We start from the raw sequence: 10,378 nt of genomic DNA on the forward strand, positions 1-10,378 counted from the left end.
CTTCGGGAACCGCCCGGCGCGTTGTCCGTGCTTGCGGGTAGTTTGTGGGCACCGACAGGACTTTCAGGAAGGTTGGCCGTGGCTGCTGATCTGTCGCAGATCGTGAAGGCGTACGACGTACGCGGTGTGGTCCCGGACCAGTGGGACGAGTCGCTGGCCGAGCTGTTCGGCGCGGCCTTCGTCGAGCTGACCGGCGCGAGCGCCATCGTGGTCGGCCACGACATGCGGCCCTCGTCCCCCGGCCTGTCCGGCGCCTTCGCGCGCGGGGCGGCGGCCCGGGGAGCCGACGTCACCGAGATCGGCCTGTGCTCCACCGACCAGCTCTACTACGCCTCCGGCGCACTGAACCTGCCGGGCGCCATGTTCACGGCCTCGCACAACCCGGCGCAGTACAACGGCATCAAGCTGTGCCGCGCCGGCGCCGCCCCCGTCGGCCAGGACACCGGCCTCGCCGAGATCCGCGCCCTGGTGGAGCGCTGGAGCGACTCCGGCGCCCCGGAGCCGTCCGCCCGCCCCGGCACCGTCACCCGGCGCGACACGCTCGCCGACTACGCGGCCCACCTGCGTTCCCTCGTCGACCTCACCTCGATCCGCCCCCTCAAGGTCGTCGTCGACGCGGGCAACGGCATGGGCGGCCACACCGTCCCCTCGGTCTTCGCCGGCCTCCCCCTCGACCTCGTGCCGATGTACTTCGAGCTGGACGGCACCTTCCCCAACCACGAGGCCAACCCGCTCGACCCGGCCAACCTCGTCGACCTGCAGAAGCGCGTCCGCGAGGAGGGCGCCGACCTCGGCCTCGCCTTCGACGGCGACGCCGACCGCTGCTTCGTCGTCGACCAGAACGGCGACCCGGTCTCCCCGTCCGCCGTCACCGCCCTGGTGGCCGCCCGCGAGCTCGCCCGCAACGGCGGCAAGGGCACGGTCATCCACAACCTGATCACCTCCTGGTCCGTGCCGGAGGTCGTGCGGGAGAACGGCGGCACACCGGAGCGCACACGCGTGGGCCACTCCTTCATCAAGGCCGAGATGGCCCGCACCGGCGCCATCTTCGGTGGCGAGCACTCCGCGCACTACTACTTCCGCGACTTCTGGAACGCCGACACCGGCATGCTGGCCGCCCTGCACGTCCTGGCGGCCCTCGGTGGCCAGGCCGGCCCGCTGTCCGCCCTGGTCGACCAGTACGACCGCTATGCCGGTTCCGGCGAGATCAACTCCACCGTCGCCGACCAGACCGCCCGCCTCGCCGCGATCCGCGCCGCGTACGAGGGCCGCGACGGCGTCACCCTGGACGAACTGGACGGCCTCACCGTCACGACGGCGGACTGGTGGTTCAACGTCCGCCCGTCCAACACGGAGCCCCTCCTCCGCCTGAACGCGGAGGCCCGCGACGAGACGACGATGACAAGAGTCCGCGACGAGGCCCTGGCGATCATCAGGGGATGAAGCTCCGCCGATGGCTCGCCCTGCAGCCGACCGAGTCGGGTGGTGGGCGGGCATAGGCCGGGGACCAGGGGGCGGAGCCCCCTGGCGGGGACGTAGGGGCGGCGCCCCAACACCAGGCCCCCACCGGCGGTACCCTGACCAGCACATCCGCACAAACCCAACCGCCCCCGAAGGGACCCCTCATGCCGCTCGAAGCCGGCCTCCTGGAGATCCTCGCCTGCCCGGCCTGCCACGCCCCCCTCAAGGAGCAGGACACCGAGCTGCTCTGCACCGGCCAGGACTGCGGCCTGGCCTACCCGGTGCGCGACGGCATCCCCGTACTCCTCGTCGACGAGGCCCGCCGCCCCGAGTAACCGACGGCCAGGCGCCCGCGCACCCGAACGAACGCTTCCGGCGATCGGAGACTGCCGCCATGCTCGACGAATCGCTCCTCGACGCCCCGGAGCGCCTCACCGAGGCCGACCGCCGCGGCCTGCTCCGCGGCGCCGCCGAGGCCGGTGCCCGCGTGCGCACCGCCGCCCGGCACGCCGCCGAGGCCGGCGTCGGCAACCTCAAACCGGACGGCCGCCCCCGCGCCGTCCTGATCGCCGGTCCCGGCGCCGCCGCCACCCAGGCCGCCGACCTCCTCGGCACCCTCGCGGGCGCCGGCAGCCCCGTCACCCGCCTCGCACCCACCGGCGTCGCCCCCGCTGCGGGCGCGCTGCGCTGGGAACTGCCCGGCTGGGCCGGCTCGGTGGACCTCCTGCTGATCGCCACCCCCGACGGCACCGAGCCCGGACTCTCCCTGCTCGCCGAGCAGGCCTACCGCCGGGGCTGCACCGTCGTCGCCGTGGCCCCCGCCCGTTCCCCGCTCAGCGAGTCGGTGAACGGCTCCCGCGGCCTGTTCCTCCCGATGGCGACCGCCCCCTACGACCAGGACGAGCCCGTCGCCGGCGCCGCCCCCGGCGTCCTGTGGGCGCTGCTCACCCCGCTGCTCGCGCTGCTGGACCGCACCGCCCTGCTCGAGGCGCCCCCCGAGGCGATCGAGAAGATCGCCGACCGCCTCGACCAGGTCGCCGAACGCTGCGGGCCCGCCATCGCGACCTACAGCAACCCCGCCAAGACGCTGGCGGCAGAGCTCGCCGAATCCCTCCCGGTCGTCTGGACCGAGGGCACCTCCGCCGGGCCCGCCGGCCGCCGCTTCGCCGGCGCGCTCGCCGAACTGTCCGGCACCCCGGCGGTCGTCGCCGAACTGCCCGAGGCCCTCGCCGTGCACAGCGCCCTGCTCGCCGGCCGGCTCGCCGCCGCGGCCGACCCCGAGGACTTCTTCCGCGACCGCGTCGAGGAAGCCCCGGCCCTGCATGCGCGCGTAGTGCTCCTGCGCGACCGTCCCAGCGGCGGCCTCACCGCCGCTCCCGCCGCCCGTGACCTGGCCCTCGGCCACGACACGCCGATCAGCGAACTCGAGCCGGAAGCCGGCGGCGAACTGGAGACCCTCGCCGAGCTGATCGCCATCACGGATTTCGCCGCCGTTTACCTGGCGCTCGCCTCGGGCGCCTGACCTCGTACCGAACGAGACACGCACCGAGACACGCACCGAGCAGACACCCGGACGCGCAGCGCGGCGCGGCACGCCCCGAAGGATCGGCAGAGAGAGCCCATGGACCGCCTCGACAACACCATCCGCCCCTACGCCTGGGGTTCCACCACCGCGATCCCGACCCTGCTGGGGACCGAACCGACCGGCGAGCCGCAGGCGGAGATGTGGATGGGAGCCCACCCCGGCGCCCCCTCCCGCACCGACCGGGGCACCCTCGCCCAGATCATCGACGCCGACCCCGAGAAGGAACTGGGCCGGGCTTCCGTGGACAAGTTCGGCCCTCGCCTGCCCTTCCTCCTCAAGCTCCTCGCCGCCGGCGCCCCGCTCTCCCTCCAGGTCCACCCCGACCTGGCGCAGGCCAAGGAGGGCTACGCGGACGAGGAGCGCCGCGGCGTCCCCCTGGACGCCCCGCACCGCAACTACAAGGACGCCAACCACAAGCCCGAACTGGTCTGCGCCCTCACCGAGTTCGACGGCCTGTGCGGCTTCCGCGCCCCGACCGAGACGGCCGACCTGCTCGACGGCCTCGGCATCACCTCCCTCAAGCCCTACGTCGACCTGCTGCGCGCCCACCCCGAGGACGCCGCCCTGCGCGAGGTCCTCACCGCGATCCTCACCGCCGACCGCGAGGAGATGTCCCGCACGGTCCACGAGGCCGCGGCCGCCTGCGACCGACTCGGCGGCGCCTACGCGCCCTACGCCGACATCGCCCACCACTACCCGGGCGACCCCGGCGTCCTCGCCGCGATGCTCCTCAACCACGTCCGACTCCAGCCCGGCGAGGCCCTGTTCCTCGGCGCCGGCATCCCGCACGCCTACCTCAACGGCCTCGGCGTCGAGATCATGGCCAACTCCGACAACGTCCTGCGCTGCGGCCTGACCCCCAAGCACGTCGACGTCCCCGAACTGCTGCGCATCGTCCGCTTCGAGGCCGACGACCCCGGCACCCTCCGCCCGGAGGCGTCCCCCGACGGCGAAGAGGTCTACGACACCCCGATCGACGAGTTCCGCCTGTCCCGGTACGTCCTCCCCGAAGGCACCGCCGCCCACGACCTCACCCTCGCCACCCCGCAGATCCTGCTCTGCACGGGGGGCACCGTACGGGTGGGCCCGCACGCCCTGACGCCCGGCGGCTCCGTCTTCGTCCCCGCCGCCGAGAAGACCGAAGTGTCGGGGAGCGGCACCCTCTTCCGGGCCACCGTGCGCACCTGACGCCCCGTTTGACGCGCACCCGCCGGATCACCCGCACACCGAAGCCGTCGGGTGCTGCAACAATGGCGCACCGCAAAGGAGGGGGCGAAGCCGACGACCGGCCGCGCTCCCACCGGCGTACGGACGCAGACGAAGGCGAAGGGACAACGCGACACATGAGCGCGTCAGGCGGAACCAAGGCGATCGTGGCGGCACTGCTCGCCAACCTCTCGATCGCGGTAGCGAAATTCGTGGCGTTCCTCTTCAGTGGATCGTCATCGATGCTCGCCGAGTCCGTGCACTCCCTTGCCGACTCCGGCAACCAGGGACTGCTGCTCCTCGGCGGCAAGCGCGCCCAGCGCGCGGCCACCCCCCAGCACCCCTTCGGCTTCGGCCGCGAGCGCTACATCTACGCCTTCCTCGTCTCCATCGTCCTCTTCTCGGTCGGCGGCATGTTCGCCCTCTACGAGGGCTACGAGAAGATCAAGCACCCGCACGAGATCGAGCACTGGTACTGGCCGGTGGGCGTCCTCGTCTTCGCGATCATCGCCGAGACCTTCTCCTTCCGGACTGCCATCAAGGAGTCCAACGCCCTGCGCGGGAAGAAGTCCTGGAAGGAGTTCGTCCGCCACGCCAAGGCCCCCGAGCTGCCGGTCGTCCTCCTCGAGGACCTCGGCGCCCTCGTCGGCCTCGTCCTCGCCCTCGGCGGCGTCGGCCTCGCCCTGCTCACCGGCGACGGCGTCTGGGACGGCATCGGCACCCTGTGCATCGGCATCCTGCTCATCCTGATCGCGCTGGTCCTGGCCGCCGAGACCAAGTCCCTGCTGCTCGGCGAGGCCGCGGGCATCGAGACGGTCCAGCAGATCGAGGCCGCCGCCGTCGCCGGCGACACGGTCACCGGCATCATCCACATGCGCACGCTCCACCTCGGCCCCGAGGAACTGCTCGTCGCCGCCAAGATCTCCGTCCGCCACGACGGCACGGCCGCCGAGATCGCCTCCGCGATCGACGCCGCCGAGGCCCGCATCCGCGATGCCGTCCCGATCGCCCGCGTCATCTATCTGGAACCGGACATCTACAGCGCCGCCGAGGCGGCCAAGGGCCCGGACCGCGAGGCGACCCCCGGCGGCCCGACCCCGCCCTCCGCCGCACACTGACGCCGCCACCCCCACGCCCCCGCGTGCCCCGTCACCCTTCGTGAACGTCCGGAAGTGTTCGGAGGTGGACTGGGGACGGCGGGGGCCGCCGGTGTAGCTTGGGACGGAGCCAGACGTCGCTGCTGATGGCGGTCGGGCGGACCCGTACGGGACCGGCCGAGGGAGAGAGGGCCTCCGACGGACTGCGTTGCGCGCACGCGGGCATGCCCGTGTCCTTCCGGGGCACCCCTGTGTCCGCCGCCGCGCAGGTCAGCCGTACCCACCTCGACCCAACCCGAGGAGCAGCCCGTAATGACGACTGTCGACAACCGGCAGGACTTCAAGGTCGCCGACCTCTCCCTGGCCGCGTTCGGCCGCAAGGAGATCACCCTCGCCGAGCACGAGATGCCGGGCCTGATGGCGATCCGCAAGGAGTACGCCGAGTCCCAGCCCCTCGCCGGCGCCCGCGTCACCGGCTCCCTGCACATGACCGTGCAGACCGCCGTACTCATCGAGACCCTGGTCGCCCTGGGCGCGGAGGTCCGCTGGGCCTCCTGCAACATCTTCTCCACCCAGGACCACGCCGCCGCCGCCATCGCCGTCGGCCCGAACGGCACGCCGGACAACCCCCAGGGCGTCCCCGTCTTCGCCTGGAAGGGCGAGACGCTCGAGGAGTACTGGTGGTGCACGGAGCAGGCGCTGACCTGGCCGAACACCCCCACCGGCGGCCCGAACATGATCCTGGACGACGGCGGTGACGCCACCCTCCTCGTCCACAAGGGCGTCGAGTACGAGAAGGACGGCAAGGTCCCCTCGGTCGACACCGCCGAGTCCGACGAGCACCGCGTCATCCTCGAACTCCTCACCCGCACGGTGAGCGAGAGCCCGCAGAAGTGGACCCAGCTGGCGTCCGAGATCCGCGGCGTGACCGAGGAGACCACGACGGGCGTGCACCGCCTGTACGAGATGCACCGCGACGGCACCCTCCTCTTCCCGGCGATCAACGTCAACGACGCGGTCACCAAGTCGAAGTTCGACAACAAGTACGGCTGCCGCCACTCCCTGATCGACGGCATCAACCGCGCCACGGACGTGCTGATCGGCGGCAAGACCGCGGTCGTCTGCGGCTACGGCGATGTGGGCAAGGGCTGCGCGGAGTCCCTGCGCGGTCAGGGCGCCCGCGTGATCATCACCGAGATCGACCCGATCTGCGCCCTGCAGGCGGCGATGGACGGCTACCAGGTCACGACGCTGGACGAGGTCGTCGACAAGGCCGACATCTTCGTCACCACGACCGGTAACAAGGACATCATCATGGCCTCGGACATGGCCAAGATGAAGCACCAGGCGATCGTCGGCAACATCGGCCACTTCGACAACGAGATCGACATGGCCGGCCTCGCCAAGACCCCCGGCATCGTCAAGGACGAGGTCAAGCCGCAGGTCCACACCTGGACCTACCCCGACGGCAAGGTCCTCATCGTCCTCTCCGAGGGCCGCCTGCTGAACCTGGGCAACGCCACCGGCCACCCGTCGTTCGTGATGTCCAACTCCTTCGCGGACCAGACCCTGGCCCAGATCGAGCTGTTCACCAAGCCCGACGAGTACCCGACCGACGTCTACGTGCTGCCCAAGCACCTGGACGAGAAGGTCGCCCGGCTCCACCTCGACTCCCTCGGCGTCAAGCTGACCACGCTCCGCCCGGAGCAGGCCGACTACATCGGCGTCAAGGTCGAGGGCCCGTACAAGGCGGACCACTACCGCTACTGAGTCATCCGGCCACCGAGCCGCCGACTCCTCTGAGACAGGCCCCCGCACCCCCGTGCCGGGGGCCTGTCCCGTCGGAGCCTCGCCCGCTCAGTGACCGGCCCGGCCCGTCACCACCCAGGACCCCCATGCCCCGCGGCCGATATTCGCTCCACGATCCGCACGACCACACCCCCCTCGGAGAAGAACACTTCCAGTGCGCCCCCGGCCCGTCCGGCTGGCGCTACGTCTCCCGGTTGACCACGCCCGCCGGAGATCACCGCGGCTCCGTCGACCTCGCCCTCGACGAACTCGGCCGTCCCATCCGCCTGGAACTCCACGCCGCGAGCTGGCAGGTGCGTGGCGCGGCCCTGGACGGCGTCACCTGGGTCCGGACCGACCCCACCGGGACTCACGCCACCGAAGGCAATGCGCGCGCCCACGCCTTCACCGGCACCTCCCCGGCCTTCCTCGTCGCCCTCACCCGTCTCCTGCGCCTCACCCCCTCCGCCGCGGCAACCCGCGTGCGCCTCGTCGCCCTCACCGACCCGGTCCTCGCCCCCCGCACCGTGGACCAGTCCTGGGCCTTGCTGAACAGAGAAGCACACGCCACTGACAACGGCCCCCTGACCGTGGACGAATACCAGGTCACAGCCCTGGACACGGGCGAGCAGCACGCCGTACACATCGCAGGCGACGTCGTGCTCGCGGCCCCCGGCATCGAGCTCGAGGACCTGGAGTCACCCCCGTCCGTCTTCCCCTGAACGGCAAACGGGCGCCGATGCCCCGCCCCTCCGGAGGCGGGAACGCGCCGCTACGCCGGTGGCACGAACCCGGTGGACGGCCGGCCGTCCGACGGCGCGTCCGGTGACACCGACGGCCGGTCCCCCCGTGCAGGCGCATCAGGCGCATCAGGCGGCAGCAAGGGCGGCACCGCCGACGGTGCCACCGGGGAAGCAGGCCCCGCAGCAGAACCCGAAGCCGCGGGCGGCGCCGCCCCAGGCCCCACACCTGCACCCGCACCCGCCGAAGCGACGCCGAACGCCCGCCGGGCCTCCCGGGTCTGGCGTTCGTGCAGCACCGCCGCCAGATAGGCCGCCGGCGGAACACCCTGCGGCGCCGGAGCACCCGTACGAGCCGCCACATCGGCGGCCAGCCGCTCCGCCATCGCCCAGCCGACCCGGGGATCCAGCTGCCCCATCCGCGTCAGGTACTGACGGACGGCAAGCCACAGGTCATCGGGGACCGCGGACAGATCGAGCGCCGAAAACCGCCCCACCAGCCAGGGCGGAGGCGCCACGAACCCCGCCGATGCGACCGGCACCCGCTCCCGCACGACGAGGGTCCCGGCGAACACATCACCGAGCCGCCGCCCCCGCGCCGACACCAGCGAGGCGATACAGGCGACGACGCCGAACGTCATCAGGATCTCGACCACTCCGATCAAGCCCCGCACGAGAGAATGCCGGAACCGAATCGGCCCCCCGTCGTCCCGCACCACCCGCAGCCCGCACGCCATCTTGCCGAGCGACCGCCCATGACTGAGCGTCTCCACCGCGATCGGCGCACCCACCAGTACGAGCACGAAGACCGCGATCGACAGCGCGGTCTGCGCCGCCGTGTCCAAGGAGGCAGTGGAAGCCACCAGCACGACGGTCACCGCCACGTAGACGGCCACCGCCACCGCCAGGTCGAGCAGTACGGCCAGCGCCCTGCTGGGCAGCCTCGCGGGGCGCAGCTCCAGCGCCACCGCCTCGCCCGTCACCAGCTCACTCACGCCTGCCGCCCCTTCCCCTCGCTGCCCCCGTCCCCGCCAGTCTGCCAAGCTGAGGACACACCGCGCCGCAGTACGACAAGCTGATCCACGACGAGCCGCCGACGATAGCCGAGGAGCAGGCACACCGATGGACCTCGACGTCTTCGTCTCCGCCCATCGAGCGGAATGGGACCGCCTCGACGCCCTGCTCCGGCGCCGGCGCCGACTGAACGGCGCCGAGACCGACGAACTCGTCGTCCTCTACCAGCGCACGGCCACCCACCTCTCCCTGATCCAGTCCAGCGCACCCGACCCGCAGCTGACCGGACGGCTCAGTCAACTGGTGGCACGCGCGCGTAGTGCGGTAACAGGCACCCGCCGAGCCTCCTGGCGCGACGTCACCCGCTTCCTGACCCAGCAGTTCCCGGCCGCCGTCTACCGGGCACGCCATTGGTGGGTCCCCACCGCACTCCTGTCGACCGCCGTCGCGGCGCTCCTGGGCTGGTGGATCGGCACTCACCCGGAGGTGCAGTCCACCATCGCGGCGCCGAGCGAACTGCGCGAGCTCACCCGCCCCGGCGGCCAGTACGAGACGTACTACTCGAGCCATCCGGCGGCCTCCTTCGCCGCACAGGTCTGGACGAACAACGCCTGGGCCGCTGCGCTCTGCCTGATCCTGGGCGTCTTCCTGGGCCTACCCGTCCTGTGGATCCTGTTCCAGAACATGCTCAACCTCGGCGTCGGGTTCGGCCTCATGTCGTCGGCCGGCCGCCTCGACACCTTCCTCGGCCTCGTCCTGCCGCACGGTCTGCTCGAACTGACCGCGGTCTTCGTCGCCGCGGGCACCGGTCTGCGTCTCGGCTGGACCCTGATCGACCCGGGCCCACGCACGCGACGCCTCGCCCTCGCGGAAGAAGGCCGAGCCGCCATCGGCATGGCCATCGGCCTGGCCCTGGTCCTGTTCGTCTCCGGCGCCATCGAAGGCTTCGTCACCCCGTCCGGCCTGCCCACCTGGGCCCGCATCACCATCGGCATCGTCGCCGAGCTGGCCTTCCTCGCCTACGTCTACGTCCTGGGCGGACGTGCCGTGCGTGCGGGCGACACGGGCGACGTCGAGGAGGCGGAGCGAAGCAGCGCCGTGCCGACGGCCGCCTGATGTGCATCCACCCCCGGCGAGCTGCTAGTGTCCTCTTCGTTCCCGCAAGAGCCGTTGACACGGAGCGAGCGGGGAGGTAGATTCGAACAGTTGCCTGGAGGTGAGTTCACCCCAGAGGGCAACGGTGAGTATCTATCGGCTTCCTCCTGGATCGCAGAATTCAGAGAAGCCCAGTCCCGATTAATCGGAAAGAGCGGCCGGTCAAACCGGCTCAGAACTTCTGATAAAGTCGGAACCGCCGGAAAGGGAAACGCGAAAGCGAGAACCTGGAAAGCGCCGAGGAAATCGGATCGGAAAAGGATCTGATAGAGTCGGAAACGCAAGACCGAAGGGAAGCGCCCGGAGGAAAGCCCGAAAGATCGGGTGAGTAC

The 10,378-nt window shown here is 71.5% G+C and carries 9 protein-coding genes; 8 read left to right on the plus strand and 1 reads right to left on the minus strand.

Features of this window, described 5'->3' with window-relative positions; translation table 11 throughout:
• Nucleotides 1-78 precede the first annotated feature (78 nt).
• From ACIGO6_RS18210 to ACIGO6_RS18240, 7 genes are all read left to right on the plus strand, one after another.
• Nucleotides 79-1,443: a phosphomannomutase/phosphoglucomutase gene (locus ACIGO6_RS18210; RefSeq protein WP_399876971.1), complete on the plus strand. Its 1,365-nt coding sequence runs from the start codon at nucleotides 79-81 to the stop codon at nucleotides 1,441-1,443.
• Nucleotides 1,444-1,625: 182 nt separating this feature from the next.
• Complete coding sequence (locus ACIGO6_RS18215) at nucleotides 1,626-1,796, plus strand: Trm112 family protein (protein ID WP_399876974.1); 171 nt, start codon at nucleotides 1,626-1,628, stop codon at nucleotides 1,794-1,796.
• Nucleotides 1,797-1,855: 59 nt separating this feature from the next.
• Nucleotides 1,856-2,983, plus strand: coding sequence for an SIS domain-containing protein (locus tag ACIGO6_RS18220; RefSeq protein ID WP_399876976.1), 1,128 nt, complete (start codon nucleotides 1,856-1,858; stop codon nucleotides 2,981-2,983).
• 99 nt (nucleotides 2,984-3,082) lie between these two features.
• Complete coding sequence (gene manA, locus ACIGO6_RS18225) at nucleotides 3,083-4,234, plus strand: mannose-6-phosphate isomerase, class I (RefSeq protein ID WP_399876979.1); 1,152 nt, start codon at nucleotides 3,083-3,085, stop codon at nucleotides 4,232-4,234.
• Between the two features lie 155 nt (nucleotides 4,235-4,389).
• On the plus strand, nucleotides 4,390-5,370 hold the full coding sequence (locus ACIGO6_RS18230; protein WP_399876982.1) for a cation diffusion facilitator family transporter: 981 nt from the start codon (nucleotides 4,390-4,392) through the stop codon (nucleotides 5,368-5,370).
• A 291-nt stretch (nucleotides 5,371-5,661) separates the two neighbouring features.
• Nucleotides 5,662-7,119, plus strand: coding sequence for an adenosylhomocysteinase (gene ahcY / locus ACIGO6_RS18235; protein ID WP_399876984.1), 1,458 nt, complete (start codon nucleotides 5,662-5,664; stop codon nucleotides 7,117-7,119).
• Nucleotides 7,120-7,244: 125 nt separating this feature from the next.
• Nucleotides 7,245-7,859, plus strand: coding sequence for a hypothetical protein (locus ACIGO6_RS18240; RefSeq protein WP_399876987.1), 615 nt, complete (start codon nucleotides 7,245-7,247; stop codon nucleotides 7,857-7,859).
• Between the two features lie 50 nt (nucleotides 7,860-7,909).
• Here ACIGO6_RS18240 and ACIGO6_RS18245 read toward each other — a convergent pair whose 3' ends face one another.
• On the minus strand, nucleotides 7,910-8,872 hold the full coding sequence (locus tag ACIGO6_RS18245) for an RDD family protein (RefSeq protein WP_399876989.1): 963 nt from the start codon (nucleotides 8,870-8,872) through the stop codon (nucleotides 7,910-7,912).
• A 127-nt stretch (nucleotides 8,873-8,999) separates the two neighbouring features.
• On the opposite strand from ACIGO6_RS18245, the gene ACIGO6_RS18250 reads away from it, so the two are divergent.
• The gene (locus ACIGO6_RS18250) at nucleotides 9,000-10,007 is read left to right on the plus strand and encodes a stage II sporulation protein M (RefSeq protein WP_399876991.1); all 1,008 of its coding nucleotides are present in this window, start codon (nucleotides 9,000-9,002) and stop codon (nucleotides 10,005-10,007) included.
• Nucleotides 10,008-10,378: the final 371 nt, after the last annotated feature.

The sequence above is a fragment of the Streptomyces sp. NPDC053750 genome (genome assembly GCF_044544295.1).
Taxonomy (GTDB): Bacteria; Actinomycetota; Actinomycetes; order Streptomycetales; family Streptomycetaceae; genus Streptomyces.

Coding starts and splice junctions, on each gene's coding strand:
- ahcY (WP_399876984.1), top strand. CDS start 5,662: ATGACGACTGTCGACAACCGGCAGGACTTCAAGGTCGCCGACCTCTCC.
- ACIGO6_RS18220 (WP_399876976.1), top strand. CDS start 1,856: ATGCTCGACGAATCGCTCCTCGACGCCCCGGAGCGCCTCACCGAGGCC.
- ACIGO6_RS18230 (WP_399876982.1), top strand. CDS start 4,390: ATGAGCGCGTCAGGCGGAACCAAGGCGATCGTGGCGGCACTGCTCGCC.
- ACIGO6_RS18240 (WP_399876987.1), top strand. CDS start 7,245: ATGCCCCGCGGCCGATATTCGCTCCACGATCCGCACGACCACACCCCC.
- ACIGO6_RS18215 (WP_399876974.1), top strand. CDS start 1,626: ATGCCGCTCGAAGCCGGCCTCCTGGAGATCCTCGCCTGCCCGGCCTGC.
- manA (WP_399876979.1), top strand. CDS start 3,083: ATGGACCGCCTCGACAACACCATCCGCCCCTACGCCTGGGGTTCCACC.
- ACIGO6_RS18250 (WP_399876991.1), top strand. CDS start 9,000: ATGGACCTCGACGTCTTCGTCTCCGCCCATCGAGCGGAATGGGACCGC.